This window comes from Glutamicibacter endophyticus, assembly GCF_048457885.1.
Lineage (GTDB): Bacteria > Actinomycetota > Actinomycetes > Actinomycetales > Micrococcaceae > Glutamicibacter > Glutamicibacter endophyticus.
This window is the reverse complement of record NZ_CP174200.1, coordinates 1-21,792: the sequence shown is the minus strand read 5'-3', so window position 1 is coordinate 21,792 and position 21,792 is coordinate 1. Positions and strand designations below refer to the sequence as shown.

Genomic DNA, 21,792 nt, shown 5'->3' with positions numbered 1-21,792 from the left:
ATCCATGCGTACATTCAAGCCTCCTAGCTCGTAGCGTCCTTGACCATCTCGCGAATTTCCTTGGGTGGCCCGGCTTCAAGAGGCCGCCAGTCCGTCAATTCCGAGTAGGCGATGATACGTAACCGCGTGGTGAAAGGCGGGTGACAGCTGGTCATCGTCAGAATCGAACGCTTCGGCTCCGCGTCGGGTTCGTGAGGGACCGGTAGGAGCACGTCACCGTTGGAGGGTTGAACAATCTCTGTCTCGTACCAGGTGTAGGTGTAATAGCCTTCCTTGGTTTGCAGGTAGATCTTGTCGCCCTTCTGGAGCTTGTCGATATCCCAGAAAACCTGGCCGTGCGTCTGGCGATGAGCGGCCACAGCAAAGTTTCCCTTTTCACCCGGTAACTGGGTGCTCGGGTAGTAGCCAATACCGAGGTTGTCGATGACGTCGCGCCCAACACCATAGGTCACCGGGTGGTGCGAGCCATTAGATCCAAACCGCGGGAAGTACATGATGCCAAAGGTTTCTCCCGGATTGACTTCCGCGACGGGCGCTGGGCCATAGTCGATGTCTTCCTCGGTATCATCACCGATTTTGACGTCACCGATGTTCTGCACCAGGTTTTGGGTGACCTGCTTTTGCGCATTAGCGGAGTCGATGTTCGTCCACCACAGTTCCCACGCCACATAGAGCATGAGCAGGATGCCGAGAGTAATCAGGATTTCACCCAAGACGCCCAAAATCCGGTTACCGACGCTCGGTTTCTGCCTGGTCATTCTGCGCCCAGGCGCAGTTGCGACTCGGTTCACGGTGGATTTACTCCTTCGGCGCGCGGTTCCATGGGTACCCATCTCACTGCGGCGTTATGGCTAAAATGGAAACAACACGGGATAAGAACGTGAAATACGTCTAATCCCTGACATAAGGTTACCGGGAAGATCCTTCAGTCTCCCGTTGATTCCAGCTATTGGACGAAGCCGAGGGAGAAAACAGTGCCTGAATCGAAGTCACGTCGCAAGAACAAGGTGTCCGAGTCCCAGCAGCAGGGAAGCCACGCCATCGATAAGCCCATGCCAGTTTGGTACAAGCCGGTCATGTTTGGCTTGATGCTACTGGGCCTGCTGTGGATTATCGTCTACTACGTTTCACAGACGCTGTTCCCGATCCCGAATATCGGAGGTTGGAACATTGTCGTCGGCTTCGGTATTGCCATGGTTGGGTTCTTCATGACAACAGGCTGGAAATAGCGCCAGTCAAGTTTAGTGGCTGACCGTCTTCAAACCGATGACACAGCCAATCAGGCCGAGAATGAACACCATCTTGAGCACGGAGAATGGCTCGTCTCCGGTGATAATCGAATAGACAACCGTCAGTGACGCTCCGATCCCCACCCATATCGCATAGGCGGTACCGGTGGGGATTTCGCGCATTGCATAGGCGAGCCCCGCCATGGAGACGAGCATTCCGCCGACGAAAACTAGCGTTGGTACGAGGCGGGAGAAACCTTCGCTACGACCAAGTGCGACGGCCCATACGGCTTCGAATAGCCCTGAAATGATCAACACGATCCAATGCATGCCAGATTCCTTCTGGCCGTCTTGTCGTGCGATCCGGGTACGGCTCCCTCGTCCGGAGGTAGGTCTTGTACGCTACCTATTTTCAGGATAGCAATGTTAGTCCCGATTCGCTGGCCGCTGTGGCAAGAATTGCACCCAGTCGATCTAGGGCCGGTGACTGTATTGACCAGCGTTGCCAGTACAGCGGAACATCGACGTGCCAGTTCGCATCGATAGTGCGTAGTTGAGGTAGCGAGCGCATCTGCGCGACGGGAACCAGCCCCCAGCCCAATCCGGCATCGATGGCTACAGCAAATTGTTCAGATTCCGGAATGTAGGAGATGCTCGGCGGGGACGAGGTTTCCCCTGTGAGCGTTTCGCGGAAGACATGCTGCAATGAGTCATCCCGGTCGTAGGCCACCATGGGTGCGGTGATTAAAGCCGTGCTCTTGTCTGCCGTTTCGAATACCGACCGATACATCGATTCTGAACAAACGGCGTGGTAGCGCAGGTTTCCTAAGGGCGTGCTCGTGCAACCTTGAGCTACTTCTGCGCTGGTGGTGATCACACCGCTCGCCCGCCCAGATCGCAGCAGGCTCAACGATAGATTCTCGTCGCTTCGCACGAATTCGCAGGAGAGCTCGGGCCAGCGGGCTAGCTCCCGGAATACCGGTGCAAACCAATACGCCAACGAGTCCGCGTTGACTCCAATGGTCAGGTTCATCCGCTCGGCGGCTTTCGTATCGGCCCGAAGTTCCCGTTCGGCTTCGGCGCCCAACAGTGCAATTTGCCGCGCGTAGCGCAGAAGACGTCGCCCATGTTCCGTGGGCGTAACCGGTCGCGAACGAACCAATAGGACTGCTCCGACCGCCGATTCGAGAGATTTCATGCGTTGCGATATTGCCGAAGCGGTAACGCCAAGATCAATCGCGGCATCATCGAAGCTGCCAGCATCGACAATCGCCAAGAGGGTCTGCAGTTGGGCCAGATCTACGTTCACATTAGGAACTCTAATGGAGACTAAGAATATTAAGTTGGACTCCATAGAGCGCGCCCACCTAGCTTTATTCCATGCTTCATACCGCCCTTCTTGGACTCACTACCGGCCTAAGTCTCATCATCGCCATCGGCGCACAAAACGCATTCGTGCTACGCCAAGGAATACGCAAAGAGCATGTGTTGACCACCGTGCTGATTTGCTCGCTGTCAGATGCAGTCTTGATCACGGCCGGCATTAGCGGCATCGGATATCTCATCGAACGCGCGCCCGTGGCACTTATCGTTGCGCGCCTTGGGGGAGCAGCGTTCCTTATCGGCTACGCGGTACTCGCACTGCGTCGCGCCATAGCGCCGGGGTCACTCGACGCGTCGACCGGATCGGGCGGAACCTCGCGCAAGGCTGTAGTTCTGACGACGCTGGCACTCACCTGGCTAAATCCACATGTCTACTTGGATACCGTTCTACTTCTAGGTTCTTTGGGAGCTGCGCAGGGAGAAAGCGGACGATGGGCCTTTGGCCTTGGCGCCGTTCTGGGTTCCATCCTTTGGTTTAGTGCCTTGGGTTTTGCGGCACGCTACCTATCCGCTGTCTTTGCTAGGCCCCTGGCATGGCGCATTCTGGATGGGCTCATTGCGTTGTTGATGAGCTATTTTGCCGTGTTGCTGCTTCTCCCGTTGATAACAGAAGGTCGAGCTATCCACATTTAAACAGGCGTTTCCACAGGGGTGTGCATCAAATGCCCGCATTCTTGTTCACAACTCTATCCACAGCTGTGGGTAAATGACACTCGATGAGGATGATTCAGCGGAATGCCCAGGTCAATTCTGGAATTACACGCTTGGAATCACACACTTGTAAGTTATTAACACTGTGGATAGTAGATGTGGATAACGCGACTTGTTCACAAACCGCCAGATGGCGACCGCTTTTCGCAAGTTTATTCGAAGACCGAGTTAGCCCATCCCACTCACTCGCAGATCCAACTATCTACAAGGCCTGTTAAAAAGTTATCCACAACTGTGGGGAACTCTGTGCAAAATGCAATATCGTGCCTACCGATGCCCATAAACAAGGGCGTGGATCGACCTTGAGTCAATCCACGCCCTTTATGCAGTCGGTGCATAAGTTATTAACAGTGTGGATAACATGTGTGGATATCCACCGCGCCCATCTTCGATTTACGCCAGGGGCAAGGCAGCGCTTGTGGTGCTGACGAAAAGCACAATGGCTAGCACGGCACTCAATGCACCCAGTAATCCGAGTTGGGTTATGTTGCGCTTCGGGCCACGCGGCACCAAAGTTATACACAGGGCTGCAAGGCCGCCGACAATGGCACCACCAAGGTGGCCTTGCCACGAGATGTTTGGCACCGTGAAGCTCAGCACGATGTTGAGTACCAGCACAATACCCAGCTGACTGAGGACTGCACGGTTTCCCCGGAGCGCAACGAGTGTAGCGATGAAGAGACCGGCTAGGGCACCGGAAGCTCCGAGCGTTCCACTTAATGGGGGACTCAACAACATGATGCCGGCTGTGCCACCAAAGAGTGAGAGCACGTAGAGCCAGATAAACCGAAGTCTTCCCATGCGTGGCTCGAGCAGCGTCCCAAAGATGTAGATACCGTACATGTTCATCAGGATGTGGAAGATCGACCCGGTGGAGTGGGCGAAGGCGTTGGTGAACAATCGCCACGGTTCATAAATGGCTATCCCCGGTACCAGCATCATGGCCTGAGTGGTTCCGCGCAGCGCCCACTGCGCAAGATAGGCCAGAATATTCAGCGCAATGATGGTGTAGGTCGCCACGGGTTTGGTCGCCACGGCACCGCCATACTGCGTGCGCTGGGTTGGCATCTGACGATTAGCTTCCTGGACGCACTCGCGGCATTGCACACCCACTGGGGCGGAGACCTGACATTCCGGGCAAACCGGCCGGTTGCACCTCGCGCAGCTAACGTACGACACTCGATCTGGATGCCGGTAACACCTCGGCTCGCCGTGGCCTGAGGGGGATACTTGCCCGTATGACATTCTTTTCCTGCGCCTTAAATGTGGTTGTTCAAAGTGGATGGGGATGCACGAAGGCTCCGGAAAGAACGCTCAATGCGCTTCCCGGAGCCTTCAACTGAGTAGGTCGAAACTTACAGGGTTTCGATATCGATGGAGTTGATAACCACCGGCTCCAGCGGCTTGTCACGGCCATCGGTGGCCACAGCGTTGAGCGCGTCGACAACCTTGCGGGATTCCGCGTCGGTGACCTCACCGAAGATGGTGTGCTTGCCCTGCAACCAAGTGGTCGGGGTGGTGGTGATGAAGAACTGGGAACCGTTGGTTCCGCGACCCATGCGGATACCGGCGTTGGCCATGGCCAACTTGTAAGGAGCGGTGAAGTCCAGTTCTGGGTGGATTTCGTCGTCGAACTGGTAACCCGGGCCACCGAAGCCCTGGCCCAGCGGGTCACCGCCCTGAATCATGAAGTCAGCAATGATGCGGTGGAAAATCGTCCCGTTGTACAGGGGAGTGCCGGTCTTCTGATCGCCGGTCTCTGGGTGTACCCACTCCTGCTCACCGGTCGAAAGACCAACGAAGTTCTTCACGGTCTTCGGAGCGTGGTTACCGAACAGTTCAACAACGATGTCGCCCAAGCTGGTGTGAATCGTTGCTTTGTGTGTTGCGTTTGCAGTCATAGCGCTATTCTCCCATGTTGCAATGACTGACCGCCAAGCTACGGGTACGCGGTCAGTGAAACATTCATGAATACTGCTCAACGGCACCTGTGCGCACGCGATCCGTCCTAGGCTGGAAGAGACAGCTAACGACTAATTTCAGGAGGTTCCAGATGGCCTGCACCAAGAGTACTGGCGGGAAGTTTTTGCTCATCGCGGCAATTGCGGGAGTTGTCGCCGTGTTGGTGGCGTTGTGGAAGGCATCAAAGCCGGTGCCCGATCCTTGGTCCTCGGAGAGTCCTCAGCCCGACACCATTGAACCGGTCTCTTCACGCGAGGCCAGCGTGGACGAGATCCGTGATCTCGCTCGGGATGAAGAAGCAAACTAGCCGCTAACCAGGCGTGATTGACCGCGGACAACACACCATAGCCCAATCAAAATAGCGCCCAGCCCGACGAATGTGCCCCATGGGACAACCTGCTCAAGGAAAAGTGCAGCGAGCAGGGCGGCCCCTGGAATTTCCAGCAGGATCAGTGTCGATACGGTCAAAGCGCCCAGCACCTTGAGTAGATGGTTCATAACCGTGTGCCCAAGTAGCTGGGCGCAAACCGTGAGTAGGATGATGCCAATCCATCCGAGGGCGTCGAATCCCCACAGCGGTTGCCCCGTAACGAGGCACAGCACCAGCAATATGACGGCGGTTACCGCATAGCAGGTAGATGCATAGGTACCGGTGCCCAGAGTGCGCCTGGCCGCAGCACCGGCCAAGGTGTAGGCCGCGGCCAACATACCGCCCATAATGGCCAGCAGATCCCCAATAAGTGCCTCGCGGCCTAGGCCTAGATCGAGTCCGGTGATCGCTACAACCCCACAGATCGCAAGACCCATCCCAATCAGTACGATCGGTTGGTAGCGCACGCCTCGAAACATCTGAAACAGCGCGATCCAAACGCCCTGGATACAGACTAAAGCCGTGGCCGCCGCGACACTGGTCATGCGAACCGCATACATGAAGCACACGAAATGCAGAGCCAGGGCCACGCCCGAGGCCACCACGATGCTCCATTCGCGGCGGGTCATCTCACGGAATATGCGGCGGTTTCTCCGCAGTGCGGGAGCTGCAAGCAGAACGGCGGCTGAGCCATTGCGCCAGAGAGCCATGGACAGCACGGGTACGGTGGGAAAAGCGGCAATAATGGGGCCCGAGGCGGAGATTCCCAGTACTCCGACAATGGCCAACAGAATGGTCACGCTCTAAGGTTATCCGCATTTTCACGGACCGATGGACAGAACTTCCGCTACGCCAAACTCAGCGCCAGCAATAGATTCTGCTTAGAGCATATAACCAAGTCAAGCACCTTTTACTCAGTTATTCCTTTGCGGCGCCAGTAGGCGGCAACCAATGCGCCAGACAAGTTATGCCAAACCGAGAATACTGCTCCGGGCAGTGCAGCTTCGGGGGCGAAATACTGTTTCGCCAAGCCCGCGGCCAGACCAGAGTTCTGCATACCTACCTCTACGGAGACCGTTCGTCGCGAGGCTTCAGGCAGCCGCAACACACGACCTATGCCGTAACCCAGCAATAGGCCCAACCCGTTGTGAATCACCACGGCCAGTAGGACAAGCCACCCGGCGGCAAAGAGCGTCTGCGCACTGGCGGCCACGACGATCGTGACCACAAAGGCGATGGCCAGAACCGATACCCATGGCAGCGCAGGTACCAGTCGTTGCACGAGCTTCTGGAACAGCGCCCGGACCACTAGACCGCCGATGATTGGGATGAGCACGATCTGCACCACGCTAAGGGCCATGGATCCGGCATCCACCGGTAGGTACTGGCCCGCAAGCCAGAGCGTGAGCAGCGGGGTAAAGATCGGAGCCAGCAGGGTGGAGACGCTAGTCATCGCCACCGACAGCGCGATATCTCCACGGGCCAGATAAGACACCACGTTGGAAGCCGTTCCGCCCGGTGCGCACCCAACGAGGATGATGCCCGCGGCGAGCATCGGATCGAGCTGAAGCACTACGGCTACCGCCCATCCCAGCAGTGGCATGACCAAAAATTGCGCCAGAACTCCGCCAGCGACGGGCCAGGGATTCTTCGCGACCAGTGCAAAGTCCGGGAAGGTCAAAGTTAGCCCCATGCCGAACATGATCACCATGAGCATGGGGTTGATCAGTCCCGAAAGCGGAAGGAAAGGCCCTGGCATGAGAGCACCGAGCGCGCCACCGGCAAGAATCAGTACGGGGAACAGCAGTACGGCGATATAGGAATTGCGTGTTTCGGTGTCAGCTGACGCCACGCTCGAGTTTTTATCCGGCACCTGATTATCCTGCCACGCGGACCTGCCGACGAAAACTTTCGGCATATGTTGTTAAGCCACTGCCAGAATCGTGTTCATGGGGAAGTTACCCTCGACCAGCATGCTGGTTCTGTGAAGATCGCAATCATCGCAGAGTCATTTCTTCCACACTTCAACGGCGTCACGAACTCGGTGCTACGCGCACTGGAGCATTTTGCGGCGCGAGGGCACGAGGCGGTTGTCATTTGCCCGGCGGCCGCTCGGCTAGACGAACTACGCGGCAAGGGTGTGCCAGTGTCTGCTCATGGTTTCCCCGTGCATACGGTTCCTTCTGTGCCACTGGCGACCTATCCGGCCGTGCGTCTAGCCACCGTCAGTACGCTTCGTTTGCGCAGGTTGCTGGCCGATATCCGGCCAGATGTCGTCCACTTAGCTAGTCCGTTCGTTCTGGGCTGGAAAGCACAGTGCGCTGCAGAGCAGTTGGGGATACCCACCGTGGCGATGTATCAAACCGAAGTACCGAACTACGCCAACCGGTACAAGATGCCGTGGCTCACCCAGCGCTTGTGGGATCACGTGCGCACGGTGCACAGCAGCGCGGATCTAACCCTCGTACCCAGCAGCTTCTCCCGAGATCAGTTGTCCGCCCTCGGTGTACAACGCCTATCGTTGCTGGGCCGCGGCGTCGACACCGAGCAGTTCACACCCACACGCAGAGACGCCGCATTCCGCAAGGCCATCGCGCCGAACGGTGAGCGGCTGATCGGTTTCGTTGGCCGTCTGGCCGCCGAAAAACAGGTCGAGGATCTGCGTGTGCTCAACGATCTCGAGAATACGCGGCTGGTCATCGTTGGCTCCGGCCCCATGGAACCGAGCCTGCGTCAGGCACTTCCCGGAGCACACTTCACCGGATTCCTCTCCGGGACCCGGCTCGCGTCCGTGATGGCTTCGCTGGATGTCTTCGTCCACACCGGGGAGTCCGAAACATTCTGCCAAACCATTCAGGAGTCCATGGCCTGTGCCGTTCCCGTCGTGGCGGTGGGACGCGGGGGACCACTGGACCTCGTTGATTCTTCACGGACCGGCTGGCTGTACCAACCCGGTGCGCTCGATGATCTACGCGCCCGTGTCGTCGATCTGGCCTATGACGATGCAAAACGCTTGGCCTTCGGGCAGGCCGCTCAGAGGGCCGTACAAGGCCGTTCGTGGGAATCCATCGGGGACCAGCTCTTGACCCATTACCGGAGCGTGTGCCGCTCATACGCCGCCAGCTAAGCGTAGCGTTCAGTCGCGGGGCACAACCCCCGAGTATTCTTCAGTCTGAACCGCGCCGGCATAGGAAAATTCGAGGAGGGTCAGGCCTGTCGAGGTGACGCGTTGGCTGGTTAGCTCAAAGGAGGAATCACGGTGCCCGGTAAATAGGCGTCGGCCCTGGCCCAGTACTACCGGGGCGACAGCCAGTCGGATGGAATCGATCAGCCCGGCATCCAGCAGCGAGGCTGCAAGAACGGAGCTACCGTGGATTTGTAGTTCGTCTCCGGCTTTTCCCTTCAACGCACTGATCTGCGCCACGACATTCGAATAAAGCACCGTCGTCGGTTTCCACTCGCCCGTCTTCAGGGTGCTACTGACCACGTATTTTGGCAACGTATTCATGCGCACCGTGAACGGATCTGGTTCTTCAATCTGCGGCCAGTCGCGGGCAAAGGCAAGGTAGGTACGCCGCCCAAAGAGTAACCCATCCGCGGCGTCGAGCCACTGGGAGGCCTGTTGCAGGAAGTCGTCATCAATGAAGGGCACAAACCACCCGCCTCGGGTGAATCCGTCGCTCTGATCCTCCGTAGGGGAGCCAGGGCCCTGGCTCACGCCATCGAGGGTCACAAACTGTGTCAGGGTTAGCTTCATTTCATCTCCCGGCAGTCAATAGTACGTTCATGAATCGCCCGCGCTGTCGGTCTCGAGGCGCAGCGATAGGTACTCGTGAAATCCCGCTCGTCGGGCGAAACGCACCGGACGTCGTTCGTACTCACGAAATCCCAAACCCCGGTACAGCTGCAGTGCCGCCTGATTAGTGTCCTTGATGTCTCGCAACACAAAGCGTTGAAAGCCAGTGTCGCTCACCAGATGCTGCATCAGCGCCCTAGCCAGGCCACGACGTCGAAAGCCCGGTGCCGTGGTAACGAAGCCGATTTCCGCAAGATCCGGGCTGGGCTCGGGGTACGCCCCGAGAAATTGGCTGCGCACGATCTGGTAGCTGATCGATCCGCGAATCGCTCCCAGATGCGCCCGGAGCTCGGCGGCGACCAGTGCAAAGCACTCTTGCTCACCGGTGGTCAGCGAGGCCACGGCCGCGGGGTGCCCATCGACGAGGGCCACGTAGAAGCGTTCAAGGATCAGCATGTGGGCGAAGGCAGCGGCCACCCGCGCAGGATCGGGGGAGAAGAAGGCAAAATCCTCGGCGAAGCCGTGTGCGAGAACGCCGGCGATATCTTCTCGGTAGCCTTCGCCTACTTCGTCGGCCCTGCACTGCTCAATCATGTTCCAGGCTCCGTGAGGTGACGGCGGGCGACGGATTGCCACTGCACATTGCGGGCACGACGTTCGAGGTGCACTGGGATCCCCTCGCGAGTCGACGAACCGCCATGTGATGGCGCTGTTTGTCTCCATCGTGGCACCTCGTGCGAAGTGGTGGCAATACTTCGGGCTCTTCAATCTCGGGGTCTGCGGCTGTAGGCTCCATGTCATCGCCACGCCAGAGAGAAGGTTCTCATGCCCGCCAGCTATACATTCGACGTTCTCTGTAGCCTCGATGGCTACGGATCTTTCGGTCCCGAAGGGGACTGGGGTGGCTATTGGGGTAAGCAAGGTCCGGAATTCCTCGCGCATCGAGCCGAGCAGTACGCGGCCGAAATGCAACTGGTACTTGGAGCGGCGACTTTTCGGATGTTTCAAAAATTCCTTGGGGCACTGAGCCGGGACTCCGAGGCCAGCGACCCGGTGAACACTCGGATGAAATTTCAGCCCACGACCGTCATATCTTCAACCTTGGACGAACCGCTGGATTGGCCGGATGTACAGGTGGCGCGCGGTGACGCCGTCGAGATAGTCACCGAGCTCAAGCATCACGCTGAGCGGCCGCTGCGTTCCCATGGCAGTTTGATGCTAAATAGCGCCCTGTTAAACGCCGGATTGGTCGATTATGTTCAGGTCACCATGTTTCCGGTGCTCACCGGTCGCACCGGGACCCGACCGATCTTCACTGCGGTCCAAGATTTCGACCTCGAGCTCGTTTCCGAGCGGGTTTTCGACGGGCGAATCGTGGAGTTGACCTATCGGCCCACGGCACATCTCCCAGGCGGCGGCTAGCGCACCGCGCTAAAGGGAGGGAGAAAAAGAAGAACCCCGGACAATGTCCGGGGTTCTTCTTTCTTGTGGAGCCTAGGAGATTCGAACTCCTGACATCCTGCTTGCAAAGCAGGCGCTCTACCAACTGAGCTAAGGCCCCGTAAGGGTTAGGATACCGTGTCAGTTACCTTTTGCCAGGTAACCTTGGTTTCCGAAGAAGCCTTGACCTTCTTGTAAACCACAGCCGCTACCGCAGCTAGGGTTCCCAGGAGTAGAAGCTTTTTCATTCTTCCATCCCTTCCATTAGGCAAGGTTTCCGTGGGCGTACCAAGACTTGAACTTGGGACCTCTTCGTTATCAGCGAAGCGCTCTAACCGCCTGAGCTATACGCCCTTACCTGTTCCGTTCTCTTTGGAACGAAATAAAACTTTACCGGTGATTGGCTACAGACACAAATCGAGCCCGGGTGTCATGCGTCACAGCACTTTTCCCGGGCTCGACCAGTGACTATTAGTCGTCGGTCAGGGTCACGCCGATACCGCCGACCAGCGAGGCTGCGATGTTGTATAGCACCGCACCGAGCATCGAAAGCACGGAAATGACCACGACGTTCACCACGGCAATGATGGTCGAGTACGAAGCAACCTGACCCAGCGACATGGCGGTGCGCAGATCGAAACTACTGTCCGCACCAATCGCGTCACGCATCAGCTGGTTGAACACATCGAAGGTGCCGGTCAGATCCAGCACGCCCCAGATCGCCACGCCGGCCACCACGGTCAGCACACCAAAGCCGACCGAAAGCAGGAAGGCAAGCTTGAGCACTGAGAAGGGCTCGACCTTGGATACCAGCAGGCGTGCCTTACGCACCTTAGCCTTCGGGGCAGGGCGCACCAGGCGCTCCTGGTTGCCGGACGGGCGCTGCTGGCTTCCGGTCGGACGTGCGGAGGATCCGGCCGGGCGCTGCGCGCCGGCGGGACGTGCCCCGGCCGGACGTGCACCCGAGGCGCCTGCCGGACGCGGGTTGTTACCTGCCGGGGTGGTTGGGCGCTTCACCTGAGTTGCGCGCGGGGCACCTGCCTGGGGCGGATTACCGTTTGGGCGAGGCGTCGAGGGCGTACTCATGCGTTACCTCCGTCGTTGGTTTCATCCGTCGCAGTCTGAACTGGTGTTGCCGGTACGTCAGATGATTCAGTGGTCGTATTTTCTTCGTTTAACGTTACGCCATCTTCCTCGGAGTTCTCTTCGAGCCCCGTCTCCGAATTCTTAGCGACGGCGATGATGCGATCCTTCTTATCCGGCTTCGCGAAGATCACGCCCATGGTGTCGCGGCCCTTGGAAGGAACCTGGCTCACCGAGGAGCGAACAACCTTGCCCGACTCCATGACCACGAGCACTTCGTCGGTCTCCTCGACGATCAGTGCACCGACCAATTCGCCGCGCTCTTCGGCCAGCTTGGCGACCTTAATGCCCAGACCACCACGGGACTGAACGCGGTATTCGGCCACCTCGGTGCGCTTGGCGTAGCCTTCGTGGGTGACGGTGAAAACGTAGGAGTCTTCGCGTACCACGTCGGCGGCCAGCAGGGTGTCGTCGTCACGGAATTTCATGCCCGTCACACCGGAGGTCGCACGACCCATCGGGCGCATCGCGGTATCGGTAGCCGTAAAGCGCACCGACTGACCCTTGCGCGAGACAAGCATCACATCATCGGTAGGGTGCAACAGCTGCGCAGAGACCAGTTCATCGTCCTCGCGCAGGTTGATCGCGATCAAACCGGCGGTGCGGTTCGTATCGTAATCCGCCAGGCGGGTTTTCTTCACCAGACCATTGCGGGTGGCCAGCATCAGGTACTCGGCGTCCTGGTAGGTACGCAGGTCCAGCACTTGGGCGATGTGCTCATCCGGCTGGAAGGCCATCACGTTGGCCACGTGTTGCCCCTTGGCGTCGCGACCGGCCTCGGCCAGTTCGTAGCACTTGGCGCGGTAGACGCGGCCGTGGTTGGTGAAGAACAGCAGCCAGTTGTGCGTTGAGGTGACGAAGAAGTGCTCCACCACGTCGTCCCCGCGCAGGGAAGCGCCCTTGATGCCCTTACCGCCGCGCGCTTGCGAGCGGTAGTTATCGATCCGGGTGCGCTTCACGTAGCCGCCGCGGGTAATGGTGACGACCATTTCCTCTTCTGGAATGAGGTCCTCGACGCTCATGTCACCGTCGAAGCCCATGAGAATCTTGGTGCGGCGCTCGTCCCCGTGCTTCTCGACGATCTCGGCCAGTTCCTCGGAAACGATCTCACGCTGTCGCGATTCGGAGGCCAGGATCGCCTTGAACTCGGTGATCATCGCCATCAGGCGGTCGTAATCGTCGAGAATCTTCTGGCGTTCCAGCGCGGCGAGCTTACGCAGCTGCATATCGAGGATGGCGCGCGCCTGATCGTCGTCGATCTCCAGCAGGCTCTTCAGTCCCTCGCGAGCATCTTCGACCGTGGCCGAGGCGCGAATCAAGGCGATGACCTCATCCAACGCATCGAGTGCCTTGAGCAGGCCCTCGAGGATGTGGGCCTCGTCCTCGGCCTTCTTCAGGCGGAACTTGGTGCGCCGAACAATGACCTCGATCTGGTGGGTAATCCAGTGACGGATGAACCCATCCAGCGGCAGGGTGCGCGGCACGCCGTCCACAATGGCCAACATGTTGGCCGAGAAGTTCTCCTGCAGCTGCGTGTGCTTGTACAGGTTGTTCAGCACGACCTTGGCCACGGCATCGCGCTTAAGCACGATGACCAGGCGCTGGCCGGTACGGCCCGAGGTTTCATCGCGCATATCGGCGATGCCCGAGATCTTGCCGTCGCGGACAAGTTCGGCAATCTTCACCGCAAGGTTATCCGGGTTGGCCATGTACGGTAGCTCGGTCACCACGAGGCAGGTGCGGCCTTGAATTTCCTCGACGTTGACCACCGCACGCATGGTGATCGAGCCGCGACCGGTCCGGTAGGCGTCGGCGATGCCCTTGGTGCCCAGAATCATGGCGCCCGACGGGAAATCGGGGCCCTTGATGCGCTGCATCAGTGCGGCCAGCAGCTCTTCGCGGCTAGCCTCTGGGTGTTCGAGGGCCCACTGCACGCCCTCGGCCACTTCGCGCAGGTTATGCGGCGGAATGTTGGTGGCCATACCCACGGCGATACCGGAGGAACCGTTGACCAAGAGGTTCGGGAAACGCGCCGGCAGCACCGTCGGTTCCTGGTTCTTGCCGTCGTAGTTGTCCTGGAAATCAACGGTGTCTTCGTTGATGTCGCGGACCATTTCCATGGCCAGCGGGGCCATTTTGGTCTCGGTGTAACGCTGTGCGGCCGCGCCGTCGTTACCCGGCGAACCGAAGTTACCCTGGCCCAGGGCCAGCGGGTAGCGCATCACCCAGTCCTGGATGAGGCGGACCAGCGCATCGTAAATGGCCGAGTCACCGTGCGGGTGGTACTGACCCATCACTTCGCCGACCACGCGGGCGCACTTGTTGTAGGACCGGTCCGGGCGGTAGCCACCGTCGTACATTGCGTAGATCACGCGGCGGTGCACCGGCTTCAGGCCGTCACGCACGTCGGGCAGTGCACGGCCGACGATCACGGCCATTGCATAGTCCAGGTAGGAACGCTGCATTTCGGTCTGCAGGTCCACCTGATCGATGCGGTCCAGCACCGGCCCGTCTGCGGTTACGTCCTGTGGTTCTAGGTTGTCTTGCGGATTCTGCTCGTCGCTCATTATTTCCCTAAGTCGAGGCTAGATGTCCAGGAACCGGACGTCCTTGGCGTTTTGCTGGATGAAGGTGCGGCGGGATTCGACATCCTCGCCCATGAGCACCGAGAAGACCTCGTCGGCCGCGGCCGCATCGTCCATCGCCACCTGGCGCAGCGTGCGGTGCGAGGGATCCATGGTGGTGTCCCACAGTTCCGAGTAGTCCATCTCGCCCAGACCCTTGTAACGCTGGATGCCGTTTTCCTTGGGAAGACGCTTGTTGGCTGCCTGCCCACGAACCAGAGCCTCATCGCGCTCGCGGTCGGTGAAGACGTATTCGTGGGCTGCGTTGGACCACTTGATGCGGTACAGCGGCGGCGAGGCCAAGTAGACGTATCCATGTTCGATCAACGGCCGCATGAAGCGGAAGATCAGGGTCAACAGCAGCGTGGTGATGTGCTGTCCATCGACGTCGGCATCGGCCATCAACACGATCTTGTGGTAGCGCAGCTTGGACATATCGAACTCTTCGCCGATACCCGTGCCAAAGGCGGTGATCATCGACTGCACTTCGGCGTTACCCAGCGCGCGGTCCAAACGTGCACGTTCCACGTTCAGGATCTTGCCGCGTAGCGGCAGGATCGCTTGGGTGCGCGGATCGCGTCCGCGCTTTGCCGAACCACCTGCGGAGTCACCCTCCACCATGAAGATTTCGCACTCGATGGGGTTCTTCGAGGAGCAGTCCGAGAGCTTGCCCGGCATGCCGAAGGACTCCATCGGCGACTTGCGGCGGGCGTTGTCTCGCGCCTTGCGCGCGGCCATGCGTGCCTGTGAGGCCAACTGTGCCTTGCGGATGATGTCCTTGGCGTGAATCGGATTACGCCCGAGCCAGTCACCGAGTTCGTCGTTGACCACGCCCTGCACGAAGCCACGCGCCACGGAGTTACCAAGCTTGGTCTTGGTCTGGCCCTCGAACTGCGGCTCGGAAAGCTTAACCGAGATGACGGCGGTGAGACCCTCGCGCACGTCGTCGCCGGTGAGGTTATCGTCCTTGTCGCGCAGGATTTTGTTCTCACGGGCATAGCGGTTGAGCAGGCCGGTCAGTGCGGCACGGAACCCTTCTTCGTGGGTACCGCCCTCATGGGTGTTAATGGTGTTCGCGTAGGTATGCACGGACTCTGCGTAAGCGGTGGTCCACTGCATGGCGATTTCCACGCTGATCCCGCGGTCGTTATCTTCGGATTCGAACGCGATGACCTCGGGGTGGACGAGTTCGACCTTCTTGGCAGCATTCAGGTGCTTGACGTAGTCGAGCAGACCGTCCTTGTAGAGGTAGTCCACAACGCGAGGCTTAATTGCCTTCTCGTCCTGGTCCTCTACCTCGACCTCGGGCTGCTCATGAGTACGCTCATCGGTCAGGCGAATGCGTAGGCCCTTGTTCAGGAAGGCCATCTGCTGGAAGCGCGCGCGTAGCGTCTCAAAATCGAACTCGACGGTCTCGAAAATTTCCGGATCCGGATAGAAGGTCTGCGTGGTGCCGGTGGCCTGAGTTTCCTCGCCCTTGGTCAGCGGCATCGTGGTGCGGCCACCGTCGGCGAACGAGATGCGCCAGGCATGCCCCTTTTGTCGGACCACGGTATCGACACGGCGCGACAACGCGTTCACCACGGAAATACCCACGCCGTGCAGGCCACCGGAGACGGCGTAACCGCCGCCGCCGAATTTACCACCGGCGTGCAGGATCGTCATCACGACCTCTACCGCGGGCTTGCCTTCGGTTGCGTGCATATCGGTGGGGATTCCTCGGCCGTTATCTTCGACGCGAACGCCGCCGTCGGCCTGTAGGGTCACATCGATGGTGTCGCAGTATCCTGCCAGCGCCTCGTCAACCGAGTTATCTACGACCTCGTAGACCAGATGGTGCAAACCACGCGGCCCGGTAGAGCCGATGTACATGCCAGGACGCTTGCGAACGGCTTCGAGCCCTTCCAGCACCGTGATGTCTTCGGCTCCATAGGTATGTTCGACCTTTGAAGTCATCGAGTCGGCCGTTTCTGTGGGCTGCCCGGGTTCCTGCGGCGAAGTGTTTTCAGTAGACACTGGTGCTACGAACTCCTCAAAATTTGCGCGCGACATCCCCGCGGTGCCAGAGTGCGGCCCCTAAGGATTGCCAATATCGGGTGCTATGCGCCCGAGCGGAGCTCAGGCTGCGACAATACACGTAACCTTAAGTCTACCGTGTCATGTGTATTTTTCACGGATCTGGCGAGCTAAAACACCGGATAGAACGCACAGAAACCATGATCTGAGAGCTTCTCGCTTGGTCGCTGAGGGGGGATGCACCCGACAGGGGCGTTCACGCGGCGTAGGCAGCGTCAGCGATTTCTACCCGTAGGTATCGCGGGGGCCGCGGCCAGCAACCGAACGACCACCGTGGCGCCACGATGGAGCGTTAGGTCCAAGCACCCGGATTACCGTCACGATCCCCGGTCCCAACTCGGCATCAAATTTCTTGAGAATTTCGTGGCTGAGTAGGCGCATTTGCGTAGCCCACGAAGTTGAATCACAACGGACAACAACCACCGTATCCTCAAAGGATTCGGGTTTGCAGTGCTCGGCCACGTTGGTTCCGACAAGTTCCGCCCAGCGACCCAATACGGATCCGACCGCGACCTGAGTATTCCACCCGCGAGACTTGGACAGGCGGGACACCACATCACCGATGGCTCGCGGATCCCGGTCCGGAGCATTTGAATCTTTGCTCGAACCTGATTGTTGGCCGCCGCGCTGTTTTTTCCGCGCTTGAACCCGGGCTAAACGCGCCGCGTCCATACGGGTTTCACCACGTTCTTCGGCTAGTTTCCGCATCCGGTTCAGCAATGCCTGCGCGGGATCAAGTTCCTGCTCAAACATCGGCGACCTGTCCCGGACTGACCTGGAAATAGTGTCCCTGAAGTGTTTCGGGAACATCTTCGGGAACCGCGGCGGTGACGATCACCTGCTCAGCACCGGCTACGATTCGGGCCAGTCGAGCTCGACGTGTGGCATCGAGTTCGGCAAAAACGTCGTCGAGAATCAGAATTGGACCCGAGCCGGGACGCGGATCATCGTCACAGAAAACCCGATAAGCAGCTAGACGCAAGGCGAGAGCGAATGACCAGGTTTCGCCGTGTGAGGCATAACCTTTGGCTGGTGTGAGCCCTAGCTGCAAACCTAAATCATCACGGTGTGGGCCGAACAGGGTGATGCCTCGGTCCAGTTCGCGGGATCGATTCGATTCGAGTGCCTCAAGAAGTAACTCTTCGATCTGATTTTGATCGAGAGTGTTGAGATCTTGCGCCAAGTTCTCTGAATTCTCCTCGACCAAGGAACTGCGATAGCTTGCGCTGGCTAGTTTCGAGCCATCAGCAAGATCGGCATATGCCGCCTGGAGATACGGTTGTAGCTTGTCTAAAACATCAAGCCTCCCTCGGATCAGCCGAGCGCCACAGGAGGCTAGCTGCAGATCCCAAGCCGTGAGGGTATTTTCTTGCGAGGCAGTGAGCTTCGACTTCCCACGAACTGATTTGAGCAAGGCGTTTCGCTGCTTCACGATTCGCTCGTAGTCATTTCGGGTTGTTGCTTCGACAGGGCGAAGAGAAACTAAGAGTTCGTCAAGGAAGCGTCGACGATTACCTGGGTCTCCTTTAACCAATGCTAGGTCTTCGGGTGCGAACAGAACTGTGCGAACAATCCCTAGAATTTCACGGGCTCGGACCGGGTTACCACGGTTGATCCGTGCGCGATTGATCTTGCCTGTGGTGATCTCAACCTCGAGCGTCGTTTGTTGAGAACCACGGTGAACCGTACCGCGGACAAGTGCTCGCTGTGCCCCGAAATTTAGCAGTGGGGCATCATTGCTGACGCGATGAGAAGAGAGATTCGCCAGATATCCAATGGCTTCGACGATATTAGTTTTACCGACTCCATTAGGCCCGATCAGAATGTTTGTGCCATCGACTAGCTGCACTTCGGCGTGCTGATAAGAGCGGAAGCTCGTCAAGGACAGCTGAGAAATGAACACCTTAGATTCCTGAAGTGCCGCGGCAGTACGCAATTACTGCCGCGGCCACTAGTTAGTTGGAGTTTGGAAGTCGAACTGGCATGACCAGATAGCGGTACTCGCTTTGATCGTCTTCATCGATCTGTTTCTGGCCGGTCAACATCGCAGGCTTCGGTGCACTAGTGAACGAGAACCGAACGTAATCGGTGTTGAAGGTTCCCAAACCCTCGCTGAGGTAGGTCGGATTGAAAGCAACAGTGATGTCTTCACCGCGGAGGGCAGCAACAATCGACTCTTCAGCTTGGGCATCATCACCGGTGCCAGCATCGAGGGTTACTTGACCGTCGACAAATGCCAATCGAACTGGAGTGTTTCGTTCAGCGACAACAGAAACGCGTCGGACCGCTTCAATTAGTTCGCTTGTACGAACGGTTGCGTGGATTGGGGTTGAATCGGGGAACAACGATCGGATCTTGGGGTAATCTCCGTTGACCAACAGGGAAGTAGTGCGGCGGTTGGCGCTTTGGAAGCCGACAAGTTCACCGTTCTGGCTGATGGCGATCTCCAGATCACCGGCGCTGGACAAGGACTTGGCAACATCATTTAGCGTCTTGGCTTTAATCAGGAAGCTGGTAGAAATTTCTGGATTATTCGGAGTCCAGTGAAGTTCGCGCATAGCTAGCCGATAGCGGTCAGTTGCCAGGAAGGTAATGAGGTCATTCTCGATCTCTACCTTGATACCGGTGAGAACGGGCAGCGTGTCATCCTTGGACGCAGCAACGATAACTTGGCTTACAGCCTCGGCAAAGACTTGCCCATCGACACGTCCAGATACTTCGGGCAATGAAGGTAGCGAAGGATATTCATCAACGGGCATGGTGGCCAAGTTGAAGCGTGAACGTCCACAGCTCAGAAAGACTTTGGCACCTTCGGTTTCCAACGTAACTGTGGAGTTTGGCAAGCTGCGGGTGATCTCTGCAAGTAGCTTGCCCGAAACCAAGATGGAACCTTGTTCGGCAATGTCAGCTGCAAATTCAATATGAGATGAGATCTCGTAATCAAAGCCTTCGAGCTGAACGACTCCGTTATGGGTCGTAATCAGAATTCCAGCAAGTACGGGCGATGGCGGACGCTGTGCCAATGATTTAGCGGTCCAGGATACGGCATCGGCCAGTACATCCTTTTCAACGCTGAACTTCACGAACAATCCGCCTTTCGGAACCTTTGGTCGTTGTCAATGCCGATAAGTAGCACACCGGCAAGTTCTTAAGCATAGAGCAGATACGAATGACTCCACTCATCCAATCTTGCCATGGGCGTTGAGTAGCTGATCCTTCTGGTTCCCAAACTGTGTGCCAATTGGCTCATTGGATGATTCGTGTTTTGTCCTGATGGCTCCAGCAAGTGGCCGAGACGTGGTTTTGCTAACGAGTTGTTAGCTCATGAGGCGTTCGAAACGGGCACGCGAGGTGGTGGTCTCGTTATTTGGCAGGCAAAAGGTTAAAAGGTGGGAGTGTTAATAACCCCTGTGGAATCTGTGGAGAAGCGGTTAAAGCCCATATCCGAGCTCGATTGTGCATGTGAACAATCTGTGATCGAAAGTGGGACTGAGTCTCACGAGCGTGTTGATACTCAGTTTCACCCTAACGACCATCCACACGGAGTTTGAGGTTTATCCGCAGGTACTCACCAGATCATCCACAAAATTATCCACAGGTGTGGTTATCGCATTAAAGTTCGCGCTGGCTCTGTTTGATGCGATTGGTAAGCTCGGTGACCTGATTGAAGATCGCACGTCGTTCTGCCATGAGCTCGCGAATCTTTCGATCTGCATGGATGACCGTGGTGTGATCACGTCCGCCGAGCTCGGCACCAATTTTCGGCAGTGACATATCGGTCAGCTCGCGCAGGAGATACATCGCAATTTGCCGAGCAGTAACAAGCGTGCGCGTGCGTGACTTGCTATTCAGTTCGTCGATAGACAGCCCAAAGTATTCCGCGGTTTGCTTGATGATGGTCGACGGGGTGATTTCCTGGGCGCCATCCTCACTGATCAGGTCCTTGAGGACAGTCTCAGCTAGGGCGAGATCGACGCTTTGATTATTGAGGGACGCAAAAGCGGTGACACGAATGAGCGCCCCCTCCAACTCGCGAATATTCGTTGAGATGCGGGAAGCGATGTACTCCATCACGTCGCTAGGTGCGGACAAATTCTCCGCATCAGCTTTCTTACGCAAAATCGCAATGCGGGTCTCGAGCTCGGGAGGCTGAATATCCGTTAGCAGGCCCCATTCGAAGCGGGATCGCATACGATCCTCAAATCCTTGCAATTGCTTCGGGGGCAGATCCGAGGTGATGACTACTTGCTTGTTGTGGTTGTGCAACGCATTGAAAGTGTGGAAGAACTCTTCCTGCGTCGCATCCTTGTTAGCCAAGAACTGAATATCGTCAATGAGCAGGATGTCAACGTTTCGATAGGTCTGCTTGAAGCTCGCACCTTCGTCATCTCGAATTGAGTTGATGAAGTCGTTGGTGAACTCTTCCGAGTTGACGTATCGGACACGGATGCCCTTGTAGAGGTGGCGGGCGTAGTGGCCGATGGCATGCAACAAGTGAGTTTTTCCGAGACCGGAGTCGCCATAAATGAAGAGAGGGTTATAGGCCTTTGCCGGCGCTTCGGCAACGGCTACGGCTGCTGCATGTGCAAAACGGTTCGACGAGCCGATAACGAACGTATCGAAGATGTATTTCGGATTTAGACGCCCGAACTCTTGTGAATTCGACGGGGGAGTCGGCTGAGGTGCCGGCTGAAGTCGCGGCCCGGGTGCAGGTTCGGCAATTTCTTCCTCAGCTGCACTTTGCTTTGGCTGAGCCGCTTCGATAGTTCGCTCGTCCTCAGAGGAAGCTAACGACAAGTCCACGCTGACTGCGCAGGAGATCTCATCCTGGAACACTTCACGGAGTGCTTCATCAAGAGGCTCGCGCAGCTGACCTTGCAGAATGTCTCGGGTGAACTCGTTCGGAACGGCAACTAGGAGCGTCTTTCCGATGAGCCCCTGGGGCTTAGCCAGGGACACAAAGGGCCGGTTTCGTGCCGAAACCCGGTCGTTGTCTTCGATGCGCCGAATCACCTGGCGCCATGAGCTACCGATGCTGTTGGTCTCATCGCTGCTCAC

The 21,792-nt window shown here is 57.8% G+C and carries 22 protein-coding genes, 2 tRNA genes and 1 riboswitch; of the genes, 5 read left to right on the top strand and 19 right to left on the bottom strand.

Annotated elements, in window-relative coordinates; translation table 11 throughout:
* Positions 1–23: 23 nt before the first annotated feature.
* Positions 24–758 carry a class E sortase gene (locus ACJD00_RS00120; RefSeq protein ID WP_418907957.1) on the bottom strand — a complete coding sequence of 245 codons (735 nt, stop codon included), beginning with the start codon at positions 756–758 and terminating at the stop codon, positions 24–26.
* 216 nt (positions 759–974) lie between these two features.
* On the opposite strand from ACJD00_RS00120, the gene ACJD00_RS00115 reads away from it, so the two are divergent.
* Positions 975–1,229, top strand: coding sequence for a cell division protein CrgA (locus tag ACJD00_RS00115; protein ID WP_309410315.1), 255 nt, complete (start codon positions 975–977; stop codon positions 1,227–1,229).
* A 12-nt stretch (positions 1,230–1,241) separates the two neighbouring features.
* Here ACJD00_RS00115 and ACJD00_RS00110 read toward each other — a convergent pair whose 3' ends face one another.
* Together ACJD00_RS00110 and ACJD00_RS00105 are read right to left on the bottom strand one after the other, a co-directional pair.
* A complete protein-coding gene (locus ACJD00_RS00110; RefSeq protein ID WP_418907956.1) occupies positions 1,242–1,559 on the bottom strand; it encodes a DMT family transporter in 318 nt (105 codons plus the stop codon).
* 11 nt (positions 1,560–1,570) lie between these two features.
* Positions 1,571–1,641: riboswitch (guanidine-III (ykkC-III) riboswitch) on the bottom strand.
* On the bottom strand, positions 1,642–2,538 hold the full coding sequence (locus ACJD00_RS00105; RefSeq protein ID WP_418907955.1) for an ArgP/LysG family DNA-binding transcriptional regulator: 897 nt from the start codon (positions 2,536–2,538) through the stop codon (positions 1,642–1,644).
* 71 nt (positions 2,539–2,609) lie between these two features.
* Here ACJD00_RS00105 and ACJD00_RS00100 point away from each other — a divergent pair, with 71 nt between their 5' ends.
* Complete coding sequence (locus ACJD00_RS00100; protein WP_418907954.1) at positions 2,610–3,245, top strand: LysE/ArgO family amino acid transporter; 636 nt, start codon at positions 2,610–2,612, stop codon at positions 3,243–3,245.
* 471 nt (positions 3,246–3,716) lie between these two features.
* On the opposite strand, the gene ACJD00_RS00095 is transcribed toward ACJD00_RS00100, so the two are convergent.
* Both ACJD00_RS00095 and ACJD00_RS00090 read right to left on the bottom strand, forming a co-directional pair.
* Positions 3,717–4,391, bottom strand: a complete 675-nt coding sequence (locus ACJD00_RS00095) for a rhomboid family intramembrane serine protease (protein ID WP_418907953.1) — start codon at positions 4,389–4,391, stop codon at positions 3,717–3,719.
* A gap of 287 nt (positions 4,392–4,678) precedes the next feature.
* Positions 4,679–5,224, bottom strand: a complete 546-nt coding sequence (locus ACJD00_RS00090; RefSeq protein WP_418907952.1) for a peptidylprolyl isomerase — start codon at positions 5,222–5,224, stop codon at positions 4,679–4,681.
* Positions 5,225–5,376: 152 nt separating this feature from the next.
* Here ACJD00_RS00090 and ACJD00_RS00085 point away from each other — a divergent pair, with 152 nt between their 5' ends.
* Positions 5,377–5,592 (top strand): hypothetical protein, encoded by a 216-nt coding sequence (locus tag ACJD00_RS00085; protein ID WP_418907951.1) that lies wholly within the window; start codon positions 5,377–5,379, stop codon positions 5,590–5,592.
* On the opposite strand, the gene ACJD00_RS00080 is transcribed toward ACJD00_RS00085, so the two are convergent.
* Together ACJD00_RS00080 and ACJD00_RS00075 are read right to left on the bottom strand one after the other, a co-directional pair.
* Positions 5,589–6,455, bottom strand: a complete 867-nt coding sequence (locus ACJD00_RS00080) for a DMT family transporter (RefSeq protein WP_418907950.1) — start codon at positions 6,453–6,455, stop codon at positions 5,589–5,591. The two genes, ACJD00_RS00085 and ACJD00_RS00080, sit on opposite strands and share 4 nt — an antisense overlap.
* A gap of 110 nt (positions 6,456–6,565) precedes the next feature.
* Positions 6,566–7,507 carry a bile acid:sodium symporter family protein gene (locus ACJD00_RS00075; protein WP_418907949.1) on the bottom strand — a complete coding sequence of 314 codons (942 nt, stop codon included), beginning with the start codon at positions 7,505–7,507 and terminating at the stop codon, positions 6,566–6,568.
* A gap of 132 nt (positions 7,508–7,639) precedes the next feature.
* Between ACJD00_RS00075 and ACJD00_RS00070 the strand changes: the two genes are divergently transcribed.
* Positions 7,640–8,782: a glycosyltransferase family 4 protein gene (locus ACJD00_RS00070; RefSeq protein ID WP_418907948.1), complete on the top strand. Its 1,143-nt coding sequence runs from the start codon at positions 7,640–7,642 to the stop codon at positions 8,780–8,782.
* Positions 8,783–8,791: 9 nt separating this feature from the next.
* Here ACJD00_RS00070 and ACJD00_RS00065 read toward each other — a convergent pair whose 3' ends face one another.
* Positions 8,792–9,412: a dihydrofolate reductase family protein gene (locus tag ACJD00_RS00065; protein WP_418907947.1), complete on the bottom strand. Its 621-nt coding sequence runs from the start codon at positions 9,410–9,412 to the stop codon at positions 8,792–8,794.
* Positions 9,413–9,439: 27 nt separating this feature from the next.
* Positions 9,440–10,045: a GNAT family N-acetyltransferase gene (locus ACJD00_RS00060; protein WP_418907946.1), complete on the bottom strand. Its 606-nt coding sequence runs from the start codon at positions 10,043–10,045 to the stop codon at positions 9,440–9,442.
* A 231-nt stretch (positions 10,046–10,276) separates the two neighbouring features.
* On the opposite strand from ACJD00_RS00060, the gene ACJD00_RS00055 reads away from it, so the two are divergent.
* Positions 10,277–10,873 (top strand): dihydrofolate reductase family protein, encoded by a 597-nt coding sequence (locus ACJD00_RS00055; RefSeq protein ID WP_418907945.1) that lies wholly within the window; start codon positions 10,277–10,279, stop codon positions 10,871–10,873.
* Between the two features lie 66 nt (positions 10,874–10,939).
* Here ACJD00_RS00055 and ACJD00_RS00050 read toward each other — a convergent pair.
* The 10 genes from ACJD00_RS00050 to dnaA form a co-directional block, all read right to left on the bottom strand.
* Positions 10,940–11,012: transfer RNA gene (locus tag ACJD00_RS00050), tRNA-Ala, on the bottom strand.
* A 7-nt stretch (positions 11,013–11,019) separates the two neighbouring features.
* A complete protein-coding gene (locus tag ACJD00_RS00045) occupies positions 11,020–11,139 on the bottom strand; it encodes a DLW-39 family protein (RefSeq protein WP_309410328.1) in 120 nt (39 codons plus the stop codon).
* Between the two features lie 32 nt (positions 11,140–11,171).
* A tRNA-Ile gene (locus tag ACJD00_RS00040) sits at positions 11,172–11,245 on the bottom strand.
* A gap of 117 nt (positions 11,246–11,362) precedes the next feature.
* Positions 11,363–11,977: a DUF3566 domain-containing protein gene (locus tag ACJD00_RS00035; protein WP_418907944.1), complete on the bottom strand. Its 615-nt coding sequence runs from the start codon at positions 11,975–11,977 to the stop codon at positions 11,363–11,365.
* On the bottom strand, positions 11,974–14,601 hold the full coding sequence (gene gyrA / locus ACJD00_RS00030; RefSeq protein WP_418907943.1) for a DNA gyrase subunit A: 2,628 nt from the start codon (positions 14,599–14,601) through the stop codon (positions 11,974–11,976). The genes ACJD00_RS00035 and gyrA overlap by 4 nt, the downstream gene beginning before the upstream one ends.
* A gap of 18 nt (positions 14,602–14,619) precedes the next feature.
* On the bottom strand, positions 14,620–16,614 hold the full coding sequence (gene gyrB / locus ACJD00_RS00025; protein WP_418909350.1) for a DNA topoisomerase (ATP-hydrolyzing) subunit B: 1,995 nt from the start codon (positions 16,612–16,614) through the stop codon (positions 14,620–14,622).
* A 345-nt stretch (positions 16,615–16,959) separates the two neighbouring features.
* Positions 16,960–17,487, bottom strand: coding sequence for a DUF721 domain-containing protein (locus tag ACJD00_RS00020; RefSeq protein ID WP_418907942.1), 528 nt, complete (start codon positions 17,485–17,487; stop codon positions 16,960–16,962).
* Positions 17,480–18,637, bottom strand: coding sequence for a DNA replication/repair protein RecF (gene recF / locus ACJD00_RS00015; protein ID WP_418907941.1), 1,158 nt, complete (start codon positions 18,635–18,637; stop codon positions 17,480–17,482). The genes ACJD00_RS00020 and recF overlap by 8 nt, the downstream gene beginning before the upstream one ends.
* A gap of 52 nt (positions 18,638–18,689) precedes the next feature.
* Complete coding sequence (gene dnaN, locus ACJD00_RS00010; RefSeq protein WP_418907940.1) at positions 18,690–19,817, bottom strand: DNA polymerase III subunit beta; 1,128 nt, start codon at positions 19,815–19,817, stop codon at positions 18,690–18,692.
* A 529-nt stretch (positions 19,818–20,346) separates the two neighbouring features.
* Positions 20,347–21,792 (bottom strand): chromosomal replication initiator protein DnaA, encoded by a 1,446-nt coding sequence (dnaA, locus tag ACJD00_RS00005; RefSeq protein WP_418907939.1) that lies wholly within the window; start codon positions 21,790–21,792, stop codon positions 20,347–20,349.